The 23909-nt window shown below is 40.7% G+C and carries 24 protein-coding genes and 1 pseudogene; 14 read left to right on the top strand and 11 right to left on the bottom strand.

The window, feature by feature from the left end; translation table 11 throughout:
* Window position 1 precedes the first annotated feature (1 nt).
* The 8 genes and pseudogenes from GVJ38_RS02230 (at window position 2) to GVJ38_RS02195 (ending at window position 7242) form a co-directional block, all read left to right on the top strand.
* Entirely contained in the window at window positions 2-847 is an 846-nt protein-coding gene (locus GVJ38_RS02230; RefSeq protein WP_159721543.1) for a transporter substrate-binding domain-containing protein, read from the top strand.
* Window positions 847-1515 (top strand): amino acid ABC transporter permease, encoded by a 669-nt coding sequence (locus GVJ38_RS02225; protein WP_159721542.1) that lies wholly within the window; start codon window positions 847-849, stop codon window positions 1513-1515. The genes GVJ38_RS02230 and GVJ38_RS02225 overlap by 1 nt, the downstream gene beginning before the upstream one ends.
* A 99-nt stretch (window positions 1516-1614) precedes the next feature.
* Window positions 1615-2022 carry a MarR family winged helix-turn-helix transcriptional regulator gene (locus tag GVJ38_RS02220; protein WP_159721541.1) on the top strand — a complete coding sequence of 136 codons (408 nt, stop codon included), beginning with the start codon at window positions 1615-1617 and terminating at the stop codon, window positions 2020-2022.
* Window positions 2019-2876, top strand: coding sequence for an SDR family oxidoreductase (locus tag GVJ38_RS02215; RefSeq protein ID WP_159721540.1), 858 nt, complete (start codon window positions 2019-2021; stop codon window positions 2874-2876). The genes GVJ38_RS02220 and GVJ38_RS02215 overlap by 4 nt, the downstream gene beginning before the upstream one ends.
* 205 nt (window positions 2877-3081) lie before the next feature.
* Window positions 3082-3495 (top strand): annotated as a pseudogene (locus GVJ38_RS02210) (YjdF family protein).
* Between the two features lie 298 nt (window positions 3496-3793).
* Window positions 3794-3979 carry a hypothetical protein gene (locus GVJ38_RS02205; protein ID WP_159721539.1) on the top strand — a complete coding sequence of 62 codons (186 nt, stop codon included), beginning with the start codon at window positions 3794-3796 and terminating at the stop codon, window positions 3977-3979.
* A 222-nt stretch (window positions 3980-4201) separates the two neighbouring features.
* The gene (locus GVJ38_RS14140) at window positions 4202-5383 is read left to right on the top strand and encodes a hypothetical protein (protein ID WP_200849437.1); all 1182 of its coding nucleotides are present in this window, start codon (window positions 4202-4204) and stop codon (window positions 5381-5383) included.
* 197 nt (window positions 5384-5580) lie between these two features.
* Window positions 5581-7242, top strand: a complete 1662-nt coding sequence (locus GVJ38_RS02195; RefSeq protein ID WP_159721538.1) for a MutS-related protein — start codon at window positions 5581-5583, stop codon at window positions 7240-7242.
* 118 nt (window positions 7243-7360) lie between these two features.
* Here GVJ38_RS02195 and GVJ38_RS02190 read toward each other — a convergent pair whose 3' ends face one another.
* Together GVJ38_RS02190 and aspD are read right to left on the bottom strand one after the other, a co-directional pair.
* On the bottom strand, window positions 7361-8296 hold the full coding sequence (locus tag GVJ38_RS02190; RefSeq protein WP_159721537.1) for a magnesium transporter CorA family protein: 936 nt from the start codon (window positions 8294-8296) through the stop codon (window positions 7361-7363).
* Window positions 8297-8419: 123 nt separating this feature from the next.
* The gene (gene aspD, locus GVJ38_RS02185; RefSeq protein ID WP_159721536.1) at window positions 8420-10024 is read right to left on the bottom strand and encodes an aspartate 4-decarboxylase; all 1605 of its coding nucleotides are present in this window, start codon (window positions 10022-10024) and stop codon (window positions 8420-8422) included.
* Window positions 10025-10259: 235 nt separating this feature from the next.
* On the opposite strand from aspD, the gene GVJ38_RS02180 reads away from it, so the two are divergent.
* The 3 genes from GVJ38_RS02180 to mgsA all read left to right on the top strand — a co-directional run bounded on the left by GVJ38_RS02180 (window position 10260) and on the right by mgsA (window position 11708).
* Window positions 10260-10499, top strand: a complete 240-nt coding sequence (locus GVJ38_RS02180; RefSeq protein ID WP_159721535.1) for a hypothetical protein — start codon at window positions 10260-10262, stop codon at window positions 10497-10499.
* A 111-nt stretch (window positions 10500-10610) separates the two neighbouring features.
* Window positions 10611-11243 carry a histidine phosphatase family protein gene (locus tag GVJ38_RS02175; RefSeq protein WP_159721534.1) on the top strand — a complete coding sequence of 211 codons (633 nt, stop codon included), beginning with the start codon at window positions 10611-10613 and terminating at the stop codon, window positions 11241-11243.
* A gap of 42 nt (window positions 11244-11285) precedes the next feature.
* Window positions 11286-11708, top strand: a complete 423-nt coding sequence (gene mgsA / locus GVJ38_RS02170) for a methylglyoxal synthase (RefSeq protein WP_159721533.1) — start codon at window positions 11286-11288, stop codon at window positions 11706-11708.
* 96 nt (window positions 11709-11804) lie between these two features.
* Here mgsA and GVJ38_RS02165 read toward each other — a convergent pair whose 3' ends face one another.
* Window positions 11805-12779, bottom strand: a complete 975-nt coding sequence (locus GVJ38_RS02165; protein ID WP_159721532.1) for a GIY-YIG nuclease family protein — start codon at window positions 12777-12779, stop codon at window positions 11805-11807.
* Between the two features lie 275 nt (window positions 12780-13054).
* Here GVJ38_RS02165 and GVJ38_RS02160 point away from each other — a divergent pair, with 275 nt between their 5' ends.
* Window positions 13055-14734, top strand: coding sequence for an NlpC/P60 family protein (locus GVJ38_RS02160; RefSeq protein ID WP_159721531.1), 1680 nt, complete (start codon window positions 13055-13057; stop codon window positions 14732-14734).
* 208 nt (window positions 14735-14942) lie between these two features.
* Here the strand turns inward: GVJ38_RS02160 and GVJ38_RS02155 are convergent, their stop codons facing one another.
* Together GVJ38_RS02155 and xerS are read right to left on the bottom strand one after the other, a co-directional pair.
* Window positions 14943-15875 carry an AraC family transcriptional regulator gene (locus GVJ38_RS02155; protein WP_159721530.1) on the bottom strand — a complete coding sequence of 311 codons (933 nt, stop codon included), beginning with the start codon at window positions 15873-15875 and terminating at the stop codon, window positions 14943-14945.
* Between the two features lie 142 nt (window positions 15876-16017).
* Window positions 16018-17127 (bottom strand): tyrosine recombinase XerS, encoded by a 1110-nt coding sequence (gene xerS, locus GVJ38_RS02150; protein ID WP_159721529.1) that lies wholly within the window; start codon window positions 17125-17127, stop codon window positions 16018-16020.
* A gap of 705 nt (window positions 17128-17832) precedes the next feature.
* On the opposite strand from xerS, the gene GVJ38_RS02145 reads away from it, so the two are divergent.
* On the top strand, window positions 17833-18138 hold the full coding sequence (locus GVJ38_RS02145; protein WP_159721528.1) for an MGMT family protein: 306 nt from the start codon (window positions 17833-17835) through the stop codon (window positions 18136-18138).
* A 194-nt stretch (window positions 18139-18332) separates the two neighbouring features.
* On the opposite strand, the gene GVJ38_RS02140 is transcribed toward GVJ38_RS02145, so the two are convergent.
* The 6 genes from GVJ38_RS02140 to GVJ38_RS02115 all read right to left on the bottom strand — a co-directional run bounded on the left by GVJ38_RS02140 (window position 18333) and on the right by GVJ38_RS02115 (window position 22738).
* A complete protein-coding gene (locus tag GVJ38_RS02140) occupies window positions 18333-19154 on the bottom strand; it encodes an endonuclease VIII (protein WP_159721527.1) in 822 nt (273 codons plus the stop codon).
* A 231-nt stretch (window positions 19155-19385) separates the two neighbouring features.
* Window positions 19386-20030 (bottom strand): hypothetical protein, encoded by a 645-nt coding sequence (locus GVJ38_RS02135; protein WP_159721526.1) that lies wholly within the window; start codon window positions 20028-20030, stop codon window positions 19386-19388.
* A 150-nt stretch (window positions 20031-20180) separates the two neighbouring features.
* Window positions 20181-20333, bottom strand: a complete 153-nt coding sequence (locus GVJ38_RS02130; protein ID WP_159721525.1) for a hypothetical protein — start codon at window positions 20331-20333, stop codon at window positions 20181-20183.
* A 222-nt stretch (window positions 20334-20555) separates the two neighbouring features.
* The gene (locus GVJ38_RS02125; RefSeq protein WP_159721524.1) at window positions 20556-21326 is read right to left on the bottom strand and encodes an SDR family NAD(P)-dependent oxidoreductase; all 771 of its coding nucleotides are present in this window, start codon (window positions 21324-21326) and stop codon (window positions 20556-20558) included.
* Window positions 21327-21412: 86 nt separating this feature from the next.
* Complete coding sequence (locus GVJ38_RS02120; RefSeq protein ID WP_159721523.1) at window positions 21413-22159, bottom strand: SDR family oxidoreductase; 747 nt, start codon at window positions 22157-22159, stop codon at window positions 21413-21415.
* Window positions 22160-22177: 18 nt separating this feature from the next.
* Entirely contained in the window at window positions 22178-22738 is a 561-nt protein-coding gene (locus tag GVJ38_RS02115) for a DapH/DapD/GlmU-related protein (protein WP_159721522.1), read from the bottom strand.
* Between the two features lie 108 nt (window positions 22739-22846).
* Between GVJ38_RS02115 and GVJ38_RS02110 the strand changes: the two genes are divergently transcribed.
* Window positions 22847-23713: a LysR family transcriptional regulator gene (locus tag GVJ38_RS02110; RefSeq protein WP_159721521.1), complete on the top strand. Its 867-nt coding sequence runs from the start codon at window positions 22847-22849 to the stop codon at window positions 23711-23713.
* Window positions 23714-23909 lie beyond the last annotated feature (196 nt).

Here is a 23909-nt window from a genome sequence, read left to right as displayed (position 1 = left end):
GATGAAAAAAGGGAGATTGATTTTAAGTTTGGCTGTAAGCGTGATGTCTGTGGGAGCTTTCGGTCATTTAGCTGAAGGAAAAACGAAGACGGATACCAGTTGGAAAAAAGTAGAGCAAAAACAGCAACTAACGATCGCAACTTCGGGCACACTTTTTCCTTCTTCTTATTATAGTGAGTCTAACAAACTGATCGGTTATGATGTAGATGTCGCTCGAGAAGTCGGCAAACGCTTAGGCGTCAAAGTAAAATTTAAAGAATATAATGTAGATGGTCAAATTGCTTCGGTCAAACGAGGAGAAACTGATTTCGCAGCTAATGATTTTGGTTTGTCTGGTGAGCGAGCTAAACAATTCCAGCTCTCTGATCCCATCAAATATTCGTTTGATAGTATGATCGTTCGAAAAAGTGATGATTCCGGCATTCATTCGTTAAAAGATCTAAAAGGGAAAAAGGCCGCTGGCGAACCGAATACAAGCTATATGAAGATCGCTGAAAAATATGGCGCCCAACCAGTGACCTATGACAACGCTACTAATGATCAATATTTGACAGACGTTGCCAATGGCCGGACCGATGTCATTTTAAATGATTACTACTTACAAAAAATGTCGGTCAGTGCATTACCTAAGATCCCCGTTAAAATTTTAAAAGATGTTTACTTCAATGCCAATCATTCTGGTTTCTTATTCGTGAAAGGGCATAATGAGTTACGAAAAAAAGTCGATCAGACATTAGCAAAAATGGAAAAAGACGGAACGATGAAAAAAATCTCGGAAAACTATTTCAAAACGGATGTTTCGGTTAAACCAAAACAGAAGATTACTAAAACGGTGACGCCAGACTAATGTATATCCCAACACTTGATCTCTCATTGATGATCGATTCAGTGGGATTTGTCTTAAGCGGATTGATTTATACGTTAGGCATCAGCTTGGCCGCATTTGTTTTAGGCAACTTGATTGGGCTGAGCCTAACCATCTTAGGCTTATTACCGAACAAAGGCTTGAAAGTGATCATTCGTTTTTATATTTCATTTTTGCGGGGAGTGCCGGCACTGGTGTTGCTTTTTCTACTTTACTTTGGTTTGCCTTATCAACTACCAGCTTTAGTAGCTGCGATCCTTTGTTTTAGTTTGACTAGCAGTGCTTTTATCGGTGAAATTTACCGAGGGGCGTTAGCGGGAGTCGACCCCGGACAATGGGATGCGGCTTACGCGTTAGGCCAAACGTTTCCTCAAGCCATTCGTTGGGTGATCTTGCCTCAAGCGTTTCGGCTGACGATCCCGGCGCTTAGTAATGTAGCGATGGATTTAGTTAAAGGGACCTCGCTGGCTGCCATGATTACCGTGCCAGATATTTTTCAAAAAGCCAAAATCATTGGTGGACGAACCTTTGATTATATGTCGATGTATGTCTTAGTGGCGGTCATCTATTGGTTGCTCTGTCTTGCGATTGGAAATGGTCAGACGCGATTAGAAAATTATTTTAATCGACGTTTTGGGGAAGTTAGATAGCTAGTAAACGATAAATTTCAAAAAATGGACGCAGTCAGTACTTGACTCGTCTGTTTTTTGAAATTATAGTTAGTGTACTAACTAATTTAGGAGTGAAGAATGGAAAATTTAGGTTATTTATTGATGGCAACTGCTCGTAGTTTAAAATATCAATTGCAACTGGCTTTGACAAAAGAAGACCTCACCGTCCAACAGTGGGCGGTGCTACAGCAGTTGAAGATCCAATCGAGTAACGTCAATCAATTGAGCATTGCGCTAGGAATGGATAAGCCGACTGTCTCAGGAATCGTTAAGCGGCTTGTTTTAAAAGACTGTATTACGAAGTTGCAAGATCCCAACGATAAACGTTTATTTCATTTAAGTTTGACCACACAAGGCGAAAGCCGCTATCAACAAGCAAAAGAAATCAGCGATCACGTTTTAACCCAATTCATGCAGGCATTAGCACCAGCAGAAGAACAACTGTTACGACAGGTCTTACAAAAATTGGAGGAGCAGCAGTTATGAGAACAGAAAAAATTTTAGTTTTAGGAGCTACCGGAAATATCGGTGGGCCATTGATTGAACAATTACAAAAACAAAACCAAACAGTCGTAGCGGGCGTTCGTAAGCCACATCCGGCGTTGCAAGCACAAGGCGTGGAATGCCGGCCATTTGATTTTTTACAGCCGGCAACGTTTGAAACAGCATTAGCTGGTATTGCAAAAGTTTTTTTCGTTCGGCCACCGCAATTAGCCGACCCTAAGCACGACATGTTTCCCTTTTTAGCGGAAGTTAAAGCACACCAGATCAAGCAACTCGTGTTTGTTTCGCTGTTAGGAGTTGAAAAAAATCCCATGACTCCTCACCACAAGATTGAAAAAAAGATCGAGGCATTAGCGATTCCATCTACTTTTATTCGGCCTAGTTTTTTTATGCAAAATCTCAATACGACGCACCGCTTCGATCTCAAAGAACGGCACGATTTATTTATCCCGGCGGGGAACGCGAAAACGAGCTTTATTGACACTCGTGATATCGCAGCAGTAGCGGCAACTTGCTTGACGGATCCTGCTTATCTAGGGAAAAGATTAGCGATCACAGGAGCAGAAGCGTTGACCTATCAAAAAGTTAGTCAGATCATGAGCGATATTTTACCTTTTACTGTGACTTACAGTCGGCCTAGTTTATTAAAATTTCGTCGCGTGATGTTGCAACGGGGAATAGAAAAAGAATATGTCAACGTGATGGTGATGCTGTATTTGATCACCCAGTTAGGAAATGCCAAAACTGTTACTTCGACAGTTAAGGATGTATTGGGACGTGAGCCAATTACATTTGCGCAATACGTGAAAGACTATCGAGCCGACTTTTGTGAGTGAAGCAATGAATTGGGCTCTTTGTCAGATGAAGGTAGTCTTCATTTGACAGCTTATGTACTTTTTCGTATTCTTGAGTGGCTAGCTAGCATCAAACATTGCACAAAAACACATCTCGGTTGGTAGTCCGGGAGCATCTAAGTGGTGTCAGTAACCTTCCCTCCAGGTCGTCCGGTGTAGTGGAATAAAATTAAAGGAGGGGATTCACATGAAACTGACGATTTTTTTTGACGGCAGTTTTTGGTGTGGACTCATTGAAGCAACAGACAACGAAACAGTCAAAGTCGTCAAATATATTTTTGGCGCAGAACCCAAAGCTGGCGAGGTGCTCGCGTTTGTCAACCATACGTTACCGGAACTATTAGCCGTAACGCCTAGTGTGAAGCAAAAAAAACAAATCACCAAAGTTAAACGGATCAATCCCAAACGTTTGCAATGACTAGTCAATCAAGAAAAAAAGCGACCAGTCTATTCAACTAAAGCGCAAATGGCTTTACAAGAAACTTATGCGATTCAAAAACAAGCTAAAGCTAAACGCCAGAAAGCTAACAAGCAAGTCGAGCAGTCCAAACGTTTCCAGCAAAAACAAGCTAAAAAGCGCGAAAAGAAAAAAGGACATTGAGGAAGGTAAAAACGTTAAAAAAACTCTCGTCTCACTGATAAATCTTTTTAACGTTTTTCGAATCTCAATGCTCGCATACGGCTTGAAGCAACGCCTGTCAAAGTTTATTTGGCAGGTGTTGCTTTTTTAGTAACGTTGGCGCGCTTCGTGAACTAATTCACTTCGAAATAAGGTGATTTGATAAGAGTCAACTAGTGATCCTGCAACAAAAATATCATTCAGATCAAAATGAAGCTGCAAAAAGATAAAAAAGCCATCTGTTATGCTATACTGAGAAAAAATAGTTGAGGTAAGGAACATGATCGAATTTTTTGACGAGGCAAGTTTTTTAGCAAGTGGCTTAGGGTTTACCGATCTATTCGAAGAAGCACTTTTTCACTATTATTTAAAAAAAGACGGGAAGCTTTTGTATAATCCGACTGACTCCTTTATGTATAGTGTCGAAGCGTATTTAGGGAGCCGACTAAATACTTCTTTTTTCTGAAGGAAAAGCAAGTTCAGTGGGGATCGAGTTGGTTTTGAAGGGAACGTTTAAAACACTTTGAAAAGTTTTTTATGAATGAGCGTTCGAAACTCACTCAATTATTGAGCTGCTCAATAAATAGTAACTTTTTTCTTAAAGATTGACTTCTTAAAAAACCACGGTAAAATTTGAAGTGTAATTTTAAATTCTGAGTTGATGAAGCTCGTAGAAAAAGGAGAAGAAATGACTAAAAAAATAAAGTACTATCCGTTTGTCGGTCTGGCAGTGCTCGTGTTCTGTTTGCTTTTTTCAACCGCAGTTTTAGCTTCGGCGGCTGACCGTTACGGGGTGTATTTCAATCGGAATTACGGGACCGATTCGCTTGCTCCCGGGGAGATCAAAATGGCGGAAAAAGAATTTTCAAATCCCCAAGCCCCCTATACCGCCTATAAGATCATGGATGCCGATCAGTCTAAACAAGCTGTAATCGCAGGATTAGATAGTGTTTTTTCACACGCCAAAGCCGATGATGTCAACTATTTATTAATGAGTGCTCATGGTGAAAAAGACGGGATCTTGGATTTCACGTTTGCGGAATTACGAACATTACTGGATCGTTACCAAGGACATTTTGTGATCGTACTTGATGCGTGTCAATCAGGTGGATTGATCCAACGAGCTGAGATGGCACGTAATTTTGTCAATACTTTTGAGCCACCGAAAGTCCAAGCTCGTTCAGGTGAATTTATGAATTCAAAATACAATGTGTTTGCGGCTTGTAGTAAAGACCAAGATTCATACATGACAGAAGATTACGGCTTTTTTATGAAAGCGTACTTTGATAGTTCACAAGTCGGAGCGAATGGTTACTTAAACGCTGATGCAAATCATGATCGAAACGTTTCGATCACTGAATTAGATCAGTACTTAGCAACTTACGGAAAAATGTTAGATGCGACACCAGTCTCACAAATCGTTGATCAAAACTTGACTGTGTTTAGTACAGCAGGTGAAAAACCGGTTGCGATGTATCGCTTGTATAATCCTAATTCTAGTGAACACTTCTATACTCGCAATCGTAATGAACGCGATCAACTGAAACAAGTCGGCTGGCAAGATGAAGGGATCGGTTGGTACGCGCCCGAAACTGGCACTGGTATCCCAGTCTATCGCTTGTATAATCCAAATGCCGGCGATCATCACTATACTTTAAATAGTGGCGAGCGCGAGCAGCTAAAGACGCTTGGTTGGCAAGATGAAGGAATCGGCTGGTATTCAAAAGGTTCGGTTCCGCTATATCGTCAATACAATCCTAACGCGAAGGCCGGCGCTCATAATTATACGACGAATAAAGCCGAAAATGATCTGTTAGTTGGAGTCGGTTGGCAAGCCGAGGGGATCGGCTGGTACGCGATCGCCCAGTAAAAATAAAAAAAGCAGCTAAGTTTAGCTCGGTAACCTTAATTCGTTAACGAGTAACTTAGCTGCTTTTTTAGTTGAAAAGGCAGGAGGAAAACTGACTGAAAAATGTCAAAAAGGTTGACGTAATAGTTGAATCTCGCAACGAAAACGACTACTATTTGTTCAAAAGTAGCAGCCGGTGTATGAAAGGAGGAACCGTCATGAAAGTTGAAATGATTTTTTTGTTGGGCGGTGCAATCGGCCTTTTGTTAGTACTAGTTTTCTCCCATTATCGTGCACGAGTAAAATTAACGCAATCTATCCGCCAAAAATGGGGGAAAGTTCCTGAGAGTGCTTCTTATATTCAATCGGATAGTGAAGAAAGTTTAAAAGCGGCTTGGTTGAATGCGCAAATATATCAAACGTTTGATGCTAAGGTAGATGATTTGACTTGGGAGGATCTGGATCTGTGGGGAGTGTTCCAGCAGTTGAATTTGACGTATTCCAGTGTCGGGTCAGAAGCGTTGTATCAGCAATTGCGAAATTATAATTTTGGCCAAGCCGAACAATATGAAGAATTGATCCAATTTTTTACGGCTAACCCAGCACTTCGAGAGCAAGTCCAGTCTTTATTTGCTGATCTTGGTAAACAAGATCAAAATCATTCAAAAGATTATTTAGCGCAAGGAAGTAAAAAACAGTTAGGCAACGTTGGACGGTATTATCTTCTAGGTAGCTTGCCATTAGTTGGGATCGGTTTGACTTTTATTTTTCCGCCACTCGGCTTAATTTTGACACTGCTCAGTATTTTTATCAATGTCTTGTTTTACTACACGCAAAAATTCCGTTTAGAAATCGAGTTAGACAGCATGCGTTACTTAGTTCAAACGATCGTATCAGCGGATAAACTGAGCCGACTGGAAACACCGCTGCAACAACAAATAGCAAAACAAGTCCAAGCTTTCAAAGGAATCGAGCATTGGGCTTTTTCTTTTCGAATCAAGGCGAACAGCGAAGCGGAAATAATTTTTGAATTATTCAATCTCATTTTTATGCTGCCGTTTATTTCGTATAACTATGTTTTGAAAAAAATCAGTGTCTACAATTCAGAAGCGGTGAAACTTTGGGAACTTCTTGGTCAGTTAGAAGTGGCCCTTGCGATTTTGAATTTCCGAACGTATATGCCACTGACTTGTCAACCGACGTTTACAACTAAAAATGAAGTGCTAGCACAAGAGAGCTACCATCCTTTAGTTACTGCTGCAGTCCCCAATCCCATCGCTTGGAAAAAAGCGACTTTGATTACCGGTTCAAATGCATCTGGTAAATCGACGTACGTCAAAAGTATTGCCATCAATTGTATTTTGGCTCAAACGATCAACACGACGACAGCACGTCAGTTTTTACTAGCGTCGGGTCATGTTTGTAGTGCAATGGCTGTTGAGGACGATCTAGTTGAAGGGGATAGTTATTTTGTAGCGGAAATCAAAGCCATCAAGCGTTTGTTGACACAAGTCGAAGTGGGAGACACATGTTATTGCTTCATTGATGAGATTTTAAAAGGAACCAATACGATCGAACGCATCGCGGCATCAGCAGCAGTCGTCAAGTGGCTGACAAAACCAAACTGTCTGGCCTTGATCGCAACCCATGATATCGAATTGACGACGATCTTGAAAAATGACTGTGATAATCTACATTTTGAAGAACAAGTCTCCGTAGAAAAGGGGATCACATTTGATTACCGAGTCAAAGAGGGACCAGCGACGACTCGCAATGCCATCAAGTTATTGCAAGTCTTTGACTATCCGGCTGAATTAGTTACCCGGGCGACTGCGGAAGCGAATTATTTTGAGCAACATAAAAATTGGAAGACTTTGTAAGAAAGGGATTGATTGAAAATCTGATTTGTTCTAGTCGCTCAATGGTGCAAATAAGCTTTGTAGGCAAGTCTATTCAAAATAAAAAGCTGCTGTTCCTGCATATAGGAACAGCAGTTTTTTATTTTGAATAATCTTTTTTGCTCAAATAAACGGCGGAAAGAACGCCTAGTAAAGTTGCAATGACCATGACGACTAAAAAACCAAGTTTAGAATTTTCCCACGGCATCCCACCGGCATTCATACCCCAAATCCCAGTGATCAAAGCTGGAATCGAAATCACCAGCGCGGCGGAATCCAGATATTTCATCAAGTGGTTCAAATTGTTGTCCATCATATCGGTAAATAATCCGCCGATCGTCTCTAAGAGGTCACGATAGACGACGACTAACTTATTAGCGTGACGCTGTCGCAATCGGATGTCGTACAATAAGGCATCATCGGCTAATCGTTTGCTAAAGTCTTCATCTTTTAACAAAGCGTCAACCGTTTCACCTTGATCGTCTAGCGTATGATCTAAATAGACCATGTCTCGTTCTGTGTCAGCTAAGTTGAAAAGCTCTTTGTTTTCAGTCGTTTTGCGCGCGGCTTGATCTAGTTTATCGATTCGTTTTTTCAATTCCATCAATTGTTTGATAAAGTGCGAGTAAATAGACAACAAGGAATATGTAATCAAGCGTTCTGGACTGGTGATTTTTGATTGCTGACGTTCGATCAATGTTTCGATAAAATCAGCGCTCGTGTAAGTGATCACGACTTCATCGGAAACGACAAAGGAAACTGGCTGTAGCCGGTCTTCGATCTCAGCATCAGCCTCGGCGTTCAAATTGATGAGGACTAATGAATAGCAATGAGAAAGGGCGGTCTCTTTTAATTTTTCAAATCGGGAAACTTCTTCTGGTTGGTCACGTCCAACGAAAAGATCGGCCGGCAGATCGTATTTCTGGATCATTTGGTCGACCTCTTTGTGATCGGCATCTTTAAGAACGATCCAGTTAGCTTGTTCTGCTGAACTCGGTTTGATTCCCGAAGCAGTGATAGTGTAATAATCGATCATACAATTTCCCCCTTATTAAGATAAAAATAGTCACCTTTATCATAAAAAGATTTATTCTTTTAGTCAAAAATAAACAATTAAAAATGAAAAAAAGAGGAATCGCGTTTGATTCCTCTTTAGCACTTATTTAGTTAACCATTCGTTATGAATCGTTTCGGTCAAATTAATAATTCGTTTTCCGACCTCAGCATATTGATTAGTCGCTAAATTAGCTAATGAGACTCGAATCGACCATTCTGCACTTCCAAAGGCGTTGGCTTTTAAAAGCATCAATTTTTCTTGTTCAGCTAACGAGGTCAGTACTTTGGTGATCGTCCAGTCTTCTTTGATGTACTCAGCGAACGCTTTGCCGTAGCGCTTGCGAATCCAATTTTCCAAATTGATCTCACAGTAATATGCGGTGTCCAATTCTTCAAGGGGTTCTTCTAGCCCTAATGTATGGAACAATAGCCGTTCTCGCTCATGACAGACCGCCATGACTTCTTTTTTGTAGGCTTTCCCTTCATCTAATAGCGAATATAAACTAAATAAGGCCATCATGACTTGTTGTGGGGAAGAAAGGCCCGATGCGTGGTTTAACGCGACGTCACGACTGTCTGCTACTAAACGATCGATGAAAGTGATCTGGCTTGGATCAGCTGCAAGCGATGCATAGCGAGCGGCCAGTTTTTGTCGTTTTTCTGCTGGTAATTCAGCGATCAAGCGATCAAAAAGATTTTCTTGCGCTACGGTGATCGTCCCTACGCGCCAACCAGTCGCACCAAAATATTTTGAATAGGAATAAATGCAGGCCGTATTATAAGGTAGCTCAGCAAAAAGTGACGTAAAGTCAGGTACAAATGTCCCATAGACATCATCAGTTAAAATCATCAAGTCTTGGTTGTCGGTGGTCACGATCTCTTTGATCAAATCGATCGTCGGCTGACAGATGGCATTGGCCGTCGGGTTACTTGGATTGACGACAAAGACAGCTTTGATCGCAGGGTCGCGAAGTTTATTGATCTGGCTATCAGGGAATTGATAGCTCATTTTGCCATCTAAGACCGTTTGTTTCGCATTGATCTTGATGACATCAAATTGGTATTTAGGCAATTCTGGGATTTCAACGTAAGGCGCAAACGTTGGTAACATCAATGCAATCTTGTCGCCTTTATTTAGCAGAAAGTTATTGGTCAATGTATCAAAGGTATAGCAGATCCCAGCAGTCCCGCCCTCAACTGCAAAAATATCAAACGGAATTTTTTGTTGGGCAAATAATTCTTGATCTAAATAATCTTTGATGGGTTTTTCGCAAGCGGTCAAGCAACGAACTGGATGCGGATAATTATCGCCAATGATATGATCCAGCATTTTAGTCAGCCACTCTTCTTTGTTTAATCCTAGATGGTTGTTGTCGGAATACCAGATTTTTTTCAAAAAATCAGCGCCTTTACTTGGATGTTGCGCTAAAAAAGTTTCGAAGCGTTTAGTCCGACCACCTTTTTCTTGGATCATCCCGGCGGTCAGTTCGCTACCGGCGACTAATGTTTCGGTAGTGGCAAATTGGCCTAACAAGAAGAAAGCTTCTCGTGGAGTGGGGGCGGTCCAATTAGGATTTCCGCGACCGGCATTCAACAGCGGACTGACTTGATCAGGAGATTCATTGATTCTTTTTTCTAAATATAAACTTAATTCAAACGGACTTAATTCTTCTAATTCTTGATCAGTGACCGGTGTAGCTGTTGCCATAAAAATTCCCTCGCTTTTTTCTTTTAATAACTATAGAGTAAATCATCTAAAGGTTAAATTAAGGTAAAGGCTCTAAGAATTTCCTAGAAGCTTAATGGAAAGTTTCCAATCTTAGAAAACGTTTTCTCTTGTTTTTTTTAGATAGTGAAAACTCAGAAGAGGAAAAGTACGACTTACGACCCATGAAAAATTTAGAAATTGTGGCATAATCAGAGAAAAAGAGGAGCGGATATCGATGGAACAATTACTAGCAGGACTTTTACTGTTGCTATTGATTTACTTTATTATCAAAGTTGGCCGGGTATTGTGGCGTGTCTTAGGTGTCATTTTGTTATTATTTTTAATTTATTTCTATAAAGATCAAGCACTCACTCAAATCAACCAATTTATTGCTGAACCCAATCTAGGAGGCATTTGGCAACACGTGACGCAATTTTTGAGTAATATTTGGCAGTTGGTCAGCGCGACGATTTAGGAAATGAGAGCTTTCAATCAAAAGAGTATTAATATCGCAAACAAAATAAAAATGCTCAACCTCTAATTGCGCTATACTAGAATTAGCCATTTATAATAAGGAGTGTTTTACATGACTGAATTTTATTTTGTGCGTCACGGAAAAACTGAAAATAATCACTTACAGCGTTTTAACGGGAGCAATGTTGAATCGCCTCTGACTCCAGCTGGAATCGAGGCCATCAAGCAGACCGGACTCGCATTAGCCAACGTCTCATTTGATGCCGCCTTTACTTCGCCTCAGCCACGAGCGTATCAGACAGCAGAACTGCTACGAGCGCCCAATGTTTCATTGCAAGCAAACGCGTTACAAGTAGCTCCCGCCTTCAAAGAAATCAATTTTGGCGCGTGGGATGGTAAATCGATCACCGAGACCCAATCAGATCCACAGTTTGAAAATTATTTTCATCATCCTGAGCGTTTTGATCCTACGAAGATCCAAGCCGAATCTTACGTTGATTTAAAACAGCGGGGCCTTCAAGGAATCAAAAAAATCCAACAGCAGTATCCGACCGGAAACGTTTTGATCGTTAGTCATGGCGTCTTGCTATTAACGCTTTTAAATACATTAGTTGGCGTGCCCATCAGTGAGATCCGGAAACAAAAAATCGTACCCAACGCTAGTTTGACCGTGTTAAGTCAACAACCAGATGGGACCTTTTTGGTTAAGTGCTGGGGAAAGACCTTTGCGTCTGAAAGCGATTAATGCTATAACGATAGTAGGAATCGTTTCAAAGGAGGAAAATAGGTGAAAATTGCATTGATTGCGCACGATCGTAAAAAAGAGCTGATCGTAAAACTTGCGACTGCTTACCAAGATATTTTAAGTCAACACGAATTGTTTGCCACTGGAACGACCGGGCAACGGATCATCGAAGCAACTGGTTTGCCGGTTCATCGTTACAAATCTGGACCATTAGGCGGGGATCAGCAGATCGGAGCCATGATCTCAGAAGACGCGATGGACATGGTGATTTTCCTACGTGATCCATTAGCTGCTCAGCCCCATGAACCCGATGTCAACGCATTGATCCGCCTTAGTGATGTCTATGAGATCCCGCTAGCAACGAACATCGGGACAGCGGAGATTTTGATTCGCGGCTTACAAGCAGGCTTAGCTGATTTTCGAACGATCGTTCATGAAACAGATAATCGACCGCTCTCCCTTTAAAAAATTTCAGTGCACAAAAAAGCGAGTACTTGTGACTCGCTTTTTTTGTGTACTGTTACGTATGCTTTTTCTTTGGTTTCTAAATTAAGCAGTAGATCATTGGGGATGGACATGCGATACTTTGGTGATTTTTCCGTGCCGATTCAAGTAATTAAAAAAGAGCGGGAAGAGGTCGACTTCTTCTTTGGATAAATATTTTTTGGCCGCTAGCGATCGCCATTTCTGTTTGGGGACCGAACGCAATAATTTTTTGAGCGCTTGTTCTTCTGTCGGTCGTCTTTTATAGCTGGTTCGACTGAGTAATTCGCCTTTTAAATAAAGATAATAGTGGTGTTGCGTCTCATGTAATTCCCCTAAAAAAAGCGTGTCGTTCATCGCGGCTAACAGTTGTCGGTTGCGACGCAAAAAACGTTGCAAGACTAAAAATTGAGTCCACCACTGTGCAGCACCTTCGAAATCTTCCCGTTCACTTGCATCGGCGACTTTTTGTTCGACGCGTTTTAGTAACATCTCAGAACGGCCTAACAAAGTTGCTTTGATTTCAAGTAATCGAGCTTGAAATTCAGGCTCGCGATCGTTTTCCGTCGTATATGGGTAGACGATTCCTTCAGCGAATTTTAGCGGTCCCGTCAAGCGATAGACACTGTTGATGATTTGTTTAACTTCTTGCATCTTACTTTTTTTATAAAAGGGACCAACGATTAAACCATGATCTGACCACGCTGTTAAAATGTTCAAATAAGGGGCGGTGTCTAACAATTGAAAATAACCGTATTCTTCGTAGTGATTCATTTGTTGATTGTAAAACGGTCGATATTGGTGGATCAACTGACACTCCAAAAGTAGCGCATCAAATTCAGTCGCAACTAGTTGGTAGTCAAAATCACAGATAGTTTGCACCAGTTGTTTGACTTTTTCCGAATGGTTTTTGTTATGGACAAAGTAAGAACTGACACGCCGTTTTAAATTTTTAGCTTTCCCGATATAAATAACTTTTTCTCGGTGATCTTTCATCAGATAAACACCAGGTGTCTCAGGTAAGTGTGCCGCTTTACGTTTGCAATCTTTCATTGGAGACCTGCTTTCTACTGTAATTTCAAGTCGTTATCCTTTGCTTGTATTCTGAACGCAAACAAATATTAATGAATTCGTAAAGGATAATTAATAATTCTGTCACAATATCGTAACAATAGTGTTTGGAGCGATGGCAATAGGCTTTTTTACAAGAAAAATAACTTCTTTTTTGAAAAATCAAAGTGAAAGCGTTAAACAGCTTAAATTTTTCTATGTTATAATTCTCTCATGGAAATGTTTTTTAATTTTAAATCGACGAATGGAGTGTGTTTATGGGAAAGAAACGGCCTACGAGAAAAGAGTTGCGTAAAAGACAACGTGCTCTTGACAATTTCCGCCATGTCAAAAAAGGCTCTGCAATTGTTGGGACTGCATTAGTAAGTTGTTCAGTTGTTGCGCCAGTTGTGCTGACAGAGCGGGTAGACGCCGCTGAACAAGATTCATCTGTTACTAGTTCACAACTAAATCACGATGCTTTTATTAATCAATTGGTGAATGAAGTTCAACCGATCGCTTCACAGCACGGTTATGCAGCATCACGAGTGATTGCGCAAGCGATCGTTGATAGTAACTGGGGAACAAAAGAATTTGCCCAAGCACCTTATTATAACTTATTTGGTTTAGAAGGTAAGTATAACGGCAATTCAGTGAACATGTTAAAAGAAGAAGTTCAAGGCGGACGGACAGTTCAAGCTGCAAAAGAATTAAAAGTTTACAGCTCTTATCAAGAAGCAATTGAAGATTTTATTTTATATTTGAATAATACTGCAGCCGAAGTCACACCAGCGGTCCAAGCTGTAATCAGTGATTATAACTTGACTCGTTTCGATCAAGCAACACCAGTGGCACAAACAGAAACACCAGCTACACCACAACAATACTATACCGTTGAAACTGGAGATACGATCCAATCGATCAGCAATGATTTTGATATTACAACGAATAATTTTGTTTCTTGGAATAATTTAGACGATCAAGCGATCTATCCAGGTCAAGATGTAGTGGTTCATGAAAGTGCTGCCCCAACTGCACCAGCAGATGTGAATTTAACGACGCAAACTGCACCAGTTGCAGCGCCGGTTGCGCATACACCAGCGCCAGCAACTGAAGTAGACTCGATCGTAGCTTCAGAAGCAGCACCAGTCGTAACCGAACGTCCAATGCAAACGCCGGAAGTTAGCACCCCTGCTGAGACGACTCCGGTGGAAACAGAAGAAAATCAACAACCCGTCGTGCCGGAAGTGCCTGCTGAAACACCGCCGACAACAAATGAAGATGTAGCACAACCGGAAGTTTCACAACCGACTGAAGAAACTCAACCAGAAGTCGCTCCTCCAGCTGAGGAAGTCGAACAACCGCAACAACCGGAAGTTACACCTCCAGCAGAAGAAACTGTTCCACCGGTGGCAGAAGAGACACCAGCTCCTGAAACGCCAGTAGTGGAAGAACCGCAACAACCTGAAACACCTGAAGAACCACAGCAACCAGAAGTCACACCACCCGCTGTTGAAGAACCACAACAGCCAGAAGTGACGCCACCAGTAACGGAAGAAAATAATGGTCAAACACCAACTGATCCTTCAACTGGAACGAACCAAGGGCAAGCAATTGTTGATGCAGCTGCGCAACAAGTTGGCAAACCTTATGTTTGGGGAGCAAAAGGTCCAGATTCATTTGACTGTTCTGGTCTAACTCAATATGTTTACCAACAAGTGACCGGTCAAGATATCGGCAACTGGACAGTAGCCCAAGAAGGTTCTGGGACCGTGATCTCAGTTGATCAAGCCCAAGCCGGCGATCTTTATTTCTGGGGTAGCCAAGGAGCCACTTATCATGTCGCAATCGCAGCTGGTGATGGACAATATATCCATGCGCCGCAACCAGGTCAAAACGTAACGTATGGTTCAACTCAATATTACGCACCTGATTTTGCTATGCAAGTCAATTATTAATTTAACAGAGACCTTCTGATCAGTGTTTTGCTGGTGAGAAGGTCTTTTTTTAGTTTGCGGGATAATTCCTTAGATGAAGTTTTTACTGCTCCATCATTCGATTTGGTCGAGGGATCGTTGGATTGATCGAATGATTATTCATATATATTTTGGAGAGCGACTTATAAAACTTTGTTTCTACACATTATCTAAATTAGCTAGCCTAATTTTATTCAGTTAAATTTCCGTTTTCTGGCAAATGAAAGAATTGTTCCGCGATTTTTTTTGGTACGGGAATCTGCGGGTCGATCGTAGGATTATTGTGATGAATCACTTGATGCAAGTGGCGGTACGCGGTTGGCGAACTTCCAAATTCCTTTTTAAATTGCCGCATGAAGACTTTATCACTATTGAAGTAAGCCGCTTTGGCAATTTCCTTGATTGAAAGATCGGTTTTCATCAATAATAGCTGAGCCACTTTTATTTTTTGCTGATTCAAATATTGAAGGGTGGTCAGTCCAGTGTATTTTTTGAATAATCGCGTTAAATGATCCGGCGTTAATTGTGCGTGCTCCGCGATTTCTGTCACTGTTAAATCACTGGAAATATTAGCTCGAATCCATTCTTTAACTGTTTCGATCGGGGATTCAGTTGCCAATTGCTTAGTCGTTTCCAAATAAGAGCCAAACAAGCGGATTAAAAAGGCAGCTAGTAAAAAATCTTTTTCTTCTTCTGCCAATAGATTATTCGCTTTTGTCAGCAATTGATGCAACAAAATCGTCGTCTGTTTATGATCCGGAGCGGTAAAAAGTGCTGGAAACACGACTTGATATTTCTCTCGCTGGCTAAGTGGTTCGGTGGGAAATTGTTGCAACGTTTTGACTGGGGTTTGAGAGAAAAAATGCAACCAAAGAAAATCAACCGCCGGACTATCTTTAAACCCAACGAGCTTAGTAAAGGGTGGAATGATCAGCAGATCGTGTTGCTGGACAGTCAAGTTTTGCTCGCCAACTGTTAAATACAGTGTCCCTTGCAAGCAATAAATCAATTCATAATCGCCTTGATGAAACATTGACTGATGGCGCCAAGCTGTTTTTGTACTAAATTCGCCGCCTTTATAAAAGAGTACGGGCCTGCTCAAATCAAATTGAAAAAAATCCATGTTAGCACCTCCTTACCGATAAACTACTGGCGGAACTTTTTTTGTATTATAGCACTTCAAAACTGTCTGGACTAATTTACCAATCTTAACTTGGCATAAAAAAAGATCTGTCCACGTTTAAATCGTGAGCAGATCTTTTTTCTTATGTCCACAAGTCATTCATCGCTTCTCGTTTTTTCTTACCAGCGATATGAGTGTAGATCGTAGTAGCGGAAGTGCCGCTTTGTCCTAATTGTTCGGCGACTTGCACCAATGAGTTCGTTTTTGTATAAAGCTGGGTAGCAACAGAATGTCGCAATTTGTGGGGGGAGACGCGAATTTTAAAACTTTCGGAATATTTACCTACCATTGCTTCGATCGCGCCACCTGCAATCCGTTTTGCTTTACCGCGATAACGAGTCAGAAAAAGTGCTTGCTCTAATTCAGTCGGTTGATAGAGTTTTGCTCGTTGACTGACATAATCGACTAAATAGCTATGCGCGATCGAGGAAATGACGACCATATCCCATTTGCCGCCTTTTCGGAAGACACGTGCTTCGCTATGTTCTAAATCTAAATCAGCGACGTTCATATTCACTAATTCAGATAGACGCATGCCCGTTCCTAAAAATAGAGCGATGATCGCTAAGTCCCGGGTTTTATTTTTATAGAAAGCTGCTTTCGCTTGCCGGCTAGCTAAGGTGTCCACATATTTTGTATCGATAAACTCTAGAAAATCAATGGCTTCTTCATCTAAAAAAAGTTTTTTTTCAATCGCAGCGCCTCGTTCAGCCATTGTTTTATTATCTTTTACGTTTGCAACTTTCCGCATCATATTATATTTCAAATAAGGCTTCCCAGTTTTTCGGTCAATTGCATCAGCTAAATAATTAAACAATGAACGCAGGGCGGTGATCGCCCGTTGAACCGTAGCGTTTTGACGTAAGGGCAATTCACGGTGACTTTCTTCAAAGCGTTCTTTCGTTGTTTCGGGCAACGTTTTCGGAGACTTCAGCAAAAATCCTTTATAATATTCTAGATCTTCTGGCCACAACTGATTGAAATCAGTCAAGGTGATCTGATCGATTTCAGTTGCAGTTGAATAACTATCTTGAATCAGCCACTGTAAAAAACGACGGTATTCTTTGGCGTATTCGTAAAGTGTGATAGAAGAATATTGATCGCCAGCTTTTTTCCGAAAATAGTTTTGAATGAACCAAGGAAAGGATTGGATCTCAAGGTTCATTTTTCTTTCTGCTTCTTGTTGATTCATCAAATCACTCCTTTGTAATAGGGAAGGTAACTCTATTATATATGGTATATACCATTTTGTAAAGTGATATACGTTATTTAATTAAAAAAATATTTTGATATATAGGTATTATCAATTTAAAATACGTTATTTAAACTTTAAGAAAAGAGCGTTCTTTTTACAAAGGATAACTTTTGTAATCGAAACTGTTAAAAGACTGTTAGGCTGCGATTACAAATCAAAAACATTACAATTTGTCGAAAAGAATTTTTTCAACTTTAAACTAAGGAATTCGAAATTAATTTTCAAATTATGAGTCAAATGTAATGCTTTTTTAGTGATGACAAGTAATTTATTTGCCGAACAAACCTAAAGTATTCCGATTATAAGGCTTGAATTGTGTAAATCAGTAGCAAGAACTACTAAAAATGTGCTTGAAAATTCATTCCTCAGTGAAAAAAGCTAGCAAACGCGGCCAAAAATCGCAAACACTGAATTAAGATTTATTGACCATTATGAGCTGTATTGTACTAATCAATCCAATCGTTTTTGCTATGCTTTGAGAAAAACTAACATTATTCTCAAAGCATGAAGGATAATCGACACTCCCCCTAAACGATTCAACTCATACCTGAACACGTCATACTTGATTGAAAAAAATATGTTCATATGCTAGTTTAAAAGTAATTAGCGCAAGTGAACATTTTTTGAAAGTGAGTGTTGTCCATGACTAAGTTAAACGCAGACTTGGCTTTTTTAATTCTTGCAATCGTAGCTGAGATCCCATTGGGTGCAGTTGCTACTTATGGTCAAGTGGCAACGTTAGCTGGCTATCCGAAAAACGCGCGATTGGTGGGCAAAGTCTTACGTCACGCACAAACTTATGGACGCTATCCGTGTCACCGCGTGGTCAATGCACAAGGTCGCTGTGTTCCACATTGGCCTGAGCAAGTGGTACTGTTGCAAGCAGAAAAAATTCCATTTCGACCTAATGGAACGGTCGATTTAAAAAAATGTCAGTGGAAAGTGTAAATGAAGTGCCGGAAGAAGAATAATTTCCACTAGAGCTTCTTTTGGATTTTCTTTCATCTGTGTGATGGATTGTTTGTAGTGAAATTGGTTTTTGAGTTTATTTTTCTTTGCGATATTTTTAATCCGTCGTTGCCCCGCTAACTAAAAAAGCCCAATCTGCTTATGTGCTGGAACAGATTGGGCTTTTGCGTTAATTAATTTTGACAATGTAAACAATAGTAGATCGTGCCACCTAAGAAAGTCTTTTTTTGGATCTCAGCTCCACACTTTGGACAAGGTGCGCGCCATGTTTTTTGAGAAAGTAGCGTTTGATAGCCTCCCTTCTGACCGTAAAAATCTTTTTCGGTATCACGGCCCCCCTGACGGGAAATTTGAGTCACAACAGTTTGAAGTGCTTGATATAATCGGACTAGCTCTTCAACCGCTAATGTATTCAATTTTCTTTGCGGTAATAGCCCCGCGGTAAAAAATATATCGTGCAACGTTCCATTACCTAAGCCGGGAATTCGTTGTTCTGTGCCTAAAAAGCCTTTTAAACTCATGGACGGCTTTGTGGTTGCTACAAGTTGTTTAAAATAGTCCCAAGTAAACTCTTCACTGAGTGGATCAGGCTTTTCAAGGGCAACTTGAAAATATTTATTACCAGACAAGCTAGCATGTTGTAACAGCATCGCGCCATACATACTGACTGAAACGGCTAGGCGTTTACCAGTTGAAAAATGTAATCCAAACTGGTATTTATTAGGCCAACTTTCTGAGCTTTTCAACCAATAAAAATTCAGTCCTTCGCTAAACGTCAATTGACAATCCTGCAGTTTCAAAATGATAAAGCTCCCGATACTCTCACTAGCTAAAATTTCTTTTCCGACTAACCAATTGCGATAACTCGTCTCTTCTGCTGAGAAAAAAGCAAATTTGTGTACCGCATTGCCAAAAGAAAGTTCGTTGATCGTTTTACCGACTAATTCAACGGACATTTGTTGGGCAATCACGTTTGCTTCACCAATTTCAATCATCTGATTTCCCCCACTCCTTTTTAACAAGTTGATCAAAAAATTGCTGATTGATAGACTTGCTTAGCTATGAATTAATAAAGTGCAGATCATTGATTCGATGAATGATCTTCTACCCAGAATCTTGAATCGTAAGTCGCTTTGCCGTTTCATGTCCGATGCAGTTAAATTCCCAATCAGTCCACGAACTAACCTTTGATTGCGTATGTTGGATCGTAAAAATCGTTTACAGGCTTACCCCCTCACTAAAAAATGCAAGCCTCGAACTAGCAAATTTCCGACTAAGCTGATCACGATGAGCCACAAAAAATAAATGATGCTGGCAGTCAAATAATCGTGCCAGTCAAATGATAGTTGGAAAGATTGCAGTCCGATCCCAATCCCAACTAAAACGAGCGTTAAGCTGATCGCACCACTAGCCATACCGGCAAAATCACTACGGGAAAGGTCAAACCCGCCCAAGGTGATCGAAAACAATAAACCGATTCCAATCAGCCCCTTTAACGAAAAAATAGTAGCTGGCTGAATCAAAGCACTTGTCAATCCAGTAGTTTGCACCAGTTGGAATAGTTGTGGGAAACAAACTTTACCAACGACTACAATCGCTAAAAAACAACCATAGATCGGCGCGATCCCGATCAAAAAATTCCCCATTTTTTGATACGTGCTGTGAGGATCATACGTGCTAGAAACACTTCCTAAACTGCCATCCCGCTGAGAAAAATCTAATAATTTGACTCGTGTGATCTTATGACCAAAAACGAGAGCTATGATGAGATGACTCAACTCATGGATGATAATCCCAACACTGCCTACTACTAATTGACTGTTAATCCCAAAAGTTGCAGCTAGTAATCGTTTCGAATTTCGGCTGATCACTGTAATCACACCAGCGATTAGAATTGGGAAGACCTCGACTAAAAAAAGTAACTGGATAATAAGTTTGATTGTTTGCCACCGCCTTCAATTATTATTTCCATCGTAGCATAAGTAGTTGTAAAATAAAAAAGAGATAACCGAAGTCACCTCTTACGCACTTTGTTTTTTGCAAATAATATAGCGATTCATCTCGCTATCGACGACAATAAATGTATTCGTCAATTCTTTTTCAATTACACCAACGACTTTTTCACCGTTAGCATCCACACCTTGATACGTTGCACCCACTACCACTTTCTCCATGAAATTAACACCTCACTTTTGACTTGATGGCAGTATACACCGTCAGTCAAAAAGTTACAACCGCAAGATTTTTACTAAAAACAGTAAAAAACGAAGGAAGTATCGTTCAAGATTACGTAACCGTTCTGTCAGTTAGCTTCAAAAATAATAAAATTACTGCAGAGATTTTTATTTTAAATTTTTATCTTTTTTTATAAGCCTGACTTTTTTTAAATTTCAAACTTATAAAAAAGCACCATTACAAACCTGCAAGACTTGTCCTTTGACTCGGCGCCCCATTTTACTTGCTAAATAGAGACAAGCATAGGCTTGATCAATCGGTTCCGTTTCTGGTAGCTCCCAATTGCAATATTTTTCTCCGTAGTGCAACATTTTGTTCCCACCCGGCTGCTCACCAGCTAAATTGGCATAGTGAGCCGGTGTTAAAGTGGCTCCCGGCGCAACTGCATTACAGCGAATATTCGTCTCACTTAATCGGATCGCTATATTTTTAGTCAATGTATCGATAGCCCCTTTTGAAGCCGTGTAAGCTGCTCCGCAAATTGGGCGTTTCCCATTAACTGAAGATATATTGATGATGACGCCTTCATTTTTTGCTAAAAAATGCGGGAGGACTTCTCGAATGTAACGAGTCGGCCCGGCGACATTGACTGCTAAAACTTGTTCCAACCATTCATCAGTTGTCTCATCGATCATTGTCTGTTCTCCAAGTCCCGCATTATTAACTAGAATATCAATCGTGCCAAATTGAGCGAGCGTTTTTTTGATTACCTTTTTAGTATCCGCCAGTGAGGTCACATCTGCTACGATCCCAGTGACGGCTAATTTTTTTGTTTGGAGTCGCTCCACCGTTAAATTTAGTTTTTCAGCGCCTCGAGCAACTAAGACTACTTTAGCCCCCTCTTCTGCAAACAATTCAGCGATCGTCTCCCCCATGCCATAACTAGCACCCGTTACGATAGCAACTTGATCTTTCAATAAATAGCGTTCCATTTTACTCACTCTCCTTTTATGAAAAACAGAGCAGCACCAAAGTTTTTCCTAATAACTTAAAACTTTGGTGCCGTAATCAAATACAATTACCATGGTTGATCAGTTGGGCCGACCGTAAACTCATTGATATTGACATCAGCCGGTTGCTCAATGGCAAAAGCTACGATGCTCGCCACTCGCTCTGGTGAGATTCCGTATCGCTGATAAAGCTCGGTCATTCCTTTTGCAGTTGTTTGATCGGTGATCGTGTCTAATAATTCAGTATTGATAGCGGCTGGATAGATCGTCGCTGTCCGAATATTCGTCCCTTCTTGCGCAGATTCCATGCGCAAGACTTCCATCAAATCGCGAACCGCCCATTTCGTAGCACCGTAAACTGCTCCACCAGGATAAGCTTTCAAGCCCGCAACAGAAGAAGTCGTGATCACATGGCCTGATTTTTGTTCAATGAACGTTGGCAAAACTGCAGCTAAGCCATTTAAAACACCTTTTAAGTTAATGTCGATCATTTGGTTCCATTCTGTGATTTTTAACGCCGATAGTGGGGAATTTGGCATGATGCCGGCATTTAAAAAAATCACGTCTACCTGGCCAAATAATTTTTTCGTTTCAGTGACCAGCCGCTCGTTGTCAGCCGGTTTTGTAACATCAACGAGTTGATAAGCCGCTGTTCCACCTGCTTGTTGGATCTCGGTTACGATTTTCTGGAGCTCTGCTTCTCGCCGAGCGGCTAACATAACTTTAGCACCTTTTTCAGCTAATAATTTAGCGCTTGCTTTACCAATCCCGGCTGAAGCACCTGTGATGATTACTACTTTGTCTTTGATTGCCATTTTGATTCCTCCTAAACATTATGTGTTGATTGTTTTGATGACTCTAGCTGGATTACCAGCTACGATCGTGTTTACCGGCACATCTTTAGTAACCGTAGCATCAGCTGCTACGATTGCATTTTCTCCAATCACGACTCCTGGTAAGACCGTAACATTAGCCCCTAGCCAAGCATTTTTTTGGATCTTGATCGGTTGCACGGATAACCCGCGGCGTTTATCGGGAGAAGCTAAATGATTAACAGTGATCAGCCGCGAGTTAGGACCAATCATCACTTGATCGGCTAGCGTAATCCCGCCCAGATCAACAAAAGTAACATTTTGATTGATAAAAATCTGTTTTCCAAACTGGATATGTTTCCCAAAGTCACTGTAAAACGGCTGACTCACCACTACTGATGGATCAATCTTTCTACCGGTGATCGCCGTTAATTCGGCTCGCATGTCTGCATTAGTCCGATAATGTAAATTCAATTCAACTAAACGCTGTTCATTCTGGTTTTTGGCTAGCTGGATTGCTTCAAACAGGGGTGAATCGGGTAAAATTTCTTGTCCGCTGATTTTAGCTAGTAACGTTGACATTTTTATCACCTCTTCTTTTGTCACTTCTAGCATAAATGTGTATACTTGATTTGACTAATACTTATATCGCATGATGGATTATGCATTTTTTCTATAGGAGACGATCAGATGGAACTACGCGTATTAAATTATTTTTTAACCGTCGCACGAGAAAAAACGATCAGTCGAGCAGCAGAAGTGTTGCATCTTTCACAGCCTACATTATCTAAACAATTGAAAGAGTTAGAAGCCGAGCTTGGAGTAAAACTATTTGAACGAGGGAACCGCGAGATCACTTTGACCGCAGACGGAATCTATTTACAAAATCGCGGGCAAGAAATCTTATCGTTGGTCGATCTCACCACCTCTAACTTAAAAAAACAAGCGGTAATTAGTGGAAAAATTACGATCGGTGGCGGTGAGACACAAGCGTTTCGTTTTATCGCACAATTGGTCTGCGAACTAATGTCACAGCATGCAGACATCGCGATTGAACTTTACAGTGGGAATGCCGATGATGTGTTAGAAAAATTAGATAACGGGTTATTAGACTTTGGCCTTGTGATCGATCCGGTCGCCAAACAAACTTACGAATACCGCCCCTTGCCTCAACCTGATCATTGGGGCTTGTTAGTCAACGAGCAACACGATTTAGCCACAAAAGAATTCGTGACTCCGGAAGAGCTCAAAACACTACCCCTGTTGATTTCAAATCAAACGCTAGTCGATAATCAGCTAGCAGAATGGTTTGGAACGAATCGCGATAATTTAAAAATCGTGGGAAGCTATAATTTGCTTTACAATGCTTCTTTACTCGTCCAAGCAAATGTCGCAAGCGCATTGTGTCTAGCTGGCATCATAAATACAACTGGGACTAATTTACGCTTTGTACCTTTAAAGCCGGAATTGACCGCCACCGTAAATTTAATCTGGAAAAAAAATCGCGTCTTTTCTAATGCCGCTGATCGGTTTTTAGAGTTGGTAGGTCAAGTATAACAAGTTAGCGGATAATTTCTTGCTTTTTTAAGCCCTAACAAGCTTCTTTGTTTTTAAACTAATTAAAAACACTAGTGTTGCAAAGAACTTCAAATCATTAAAAGCATTGCTATAAAGCTATTCATGTACAAAAAAATCCTTTATACTGTTCTCGGATGACTTATCCAAGACCAATAAAAAGGACCTACGCATGGAT

It is taken from the genome of Enterococcus sp. CSURQ0835 (assembly GCF_902706605.1).
Taxonomy (GTDB): Bacteria; Bacillota; Bacilli; order Lactobacillales; family Enterococcaceae; genus Enterococcus_A.
The sequence above is the reverse complement of the archived record's forward strand: the minus strand, read 5'-3'. Positions and strand labels throughout refer to the sequence as shown.

Bases quoted from the DNA above. Each gene is read 5' to 3' on its own strand.
- GVJ38_RS02230 (WP_159721543.1), top strand. From the start codon at position 2: ATGAAAAAAGGGAGATTGATTTTAAGTTTGGCTGTAAGCGTGATGTCT.
- GVJ38_RS02225 (WP_159721542.1), top strand. From the start codon at position 847: ATGTATATCCCAACACTTGATCTCTCATTGATGATCGATTCAGTGGGA.
- GVJ38_RS02220 (WP_159721541.1), top strand. From the start codon at position 1,615: ATGGAAAATTTAGGTTATTTATTGATGGCAACTGCTCGTAGTTTAAAA.
- GVJ38_RS02215 (WP_159721540.1), top strand. From the start codon at position 2,019: ATGAGAACAGAAAAAATTTTAGTTTTAGGAGCTACCGGAAATATCGGT.
- GVJ38_RS02205 (WP_159721539.1), top strand. From the start codon at position 3,794: ATGATCGAATTTTTTGACGAGGCAAGTTTTTTAGCAAGTGGCTTAGGG.
- GVJ38_RS14140 (WP_200849437.1), top strand. From the start codon at position 4,202: ATGACTAAAAAAATAAAGTACTATCCGTTTGTCGGTCTGGCAGTGCTC.
- GVJ38_RS02195 (WP_159721538.1), top strand. From the start codon at position 5,581: ATGAAAGTTGAAATGATTTTTTTGTTGGGCGGTGCAATCGGCCTTTTG.
- GVJ38_RS02190 (WP_159721537.1), bottom strand. From the start codon at position 8,296: ATGATCGATTATTACACTATCACTGCTTCGGGAATCAAACCGAGTTCA.
- aspD (WP_159721536.1), bottom strand. From the start codon at position 10,024: ATGGCAACAGCTACACCGGTCACTGATCAAGAATTAGAAGAATTAAGT.
- GVJ38_RS02180 (WP_159721535.1), top strand. From the start codon at position 10,260: ATGGAACAATTACTAGCAGGACTTTTACTGTTGCTATTGATTTACTTT.
- GVJ38_RS02175 (WP_159721534.1), top strand. From the start codon at position 10,611: ATGACTGAATTTTATTTTGTGCGTCACGGAAAAACTGAAAATAATCAC.
- GVJ38_RS02165 (WP_159721532.1), bottom strand. From the start codon at position 12,779: ATGAAAGATTGCAAACGTAAAGCGGCACACTTACCTGAGACACCTGGT.
- GVJ38_RS02160 (WP_159721531.1), top strand. From the start codon at position 13,055: ATGGGAAAGAAACGGCCTACGAGAAAAGAGTTGCGTAAAAGACAACGT.
- GVJ38_RS02155 (WP_159721530.1), bottom strand. From the start codon at position 15,875: ATGGATTTTTTTCAATTTGATTTGAGCAGGCCCGTACTCTTTTATAAA.
- xerS (WP_159721529.1), bottom strand. From the start codon at position 17,127: ATGAATCAACAAGAAGCAGAAAGAAAAATGAACCTTGAGATCCAATCC.
- GVJ38_RS02145 (WP_159721528.1), top strand. From the start codon at position 17,833: ATGACTAAGTTAAACGCAGACTTGGCTTTTTTAATTCTTGCAATCGTA.
- GVJ38_RS02140 (WP_159721527.1), bottom strand. From the start codon at position 19,154: ATGATTGAAATTGGTGAAGCAAACGTGATTGCCCAACAAATGTCCGTT.
- GVJ38_RS02130 (WP_159721525.1), bottom strand. From the start codon at position 20,333: ATGGAGAAAGTGGTAGTGGGTGCAACGTATCAAGGTGTGGATGCTAAC.
- GVJ38_RS02125 (WP_159721524.1), bottom strand. From the start codon at position 21,326: ATGGAACGCTATTTATTGAAAGATCAAGTTGCTATCGTAACGGGTGCT.
- GVJ38_RS02120 (WP_159721523.1), bottom strand. From the start codon at position 22,159: ATGGCAATCAAAGACAAAGTAGTAATCATCACAGGTGCTTCAGCCGGG.
- GVJ38_RS02115 (WP_159721522.1), bottom strand. From the start codon at position 22,738: ATGTCAACGTTACTAGCTAAAATCAGCGGACAAGAAATTTTACCCGAT.
- GVJ38_RS02110 (WP_159721521.1), top strand. From the start codon at position 22,847: ATGGAACTACGCGTATTAAATTATTTTTTAACCGTCGCACGAGAAAAA.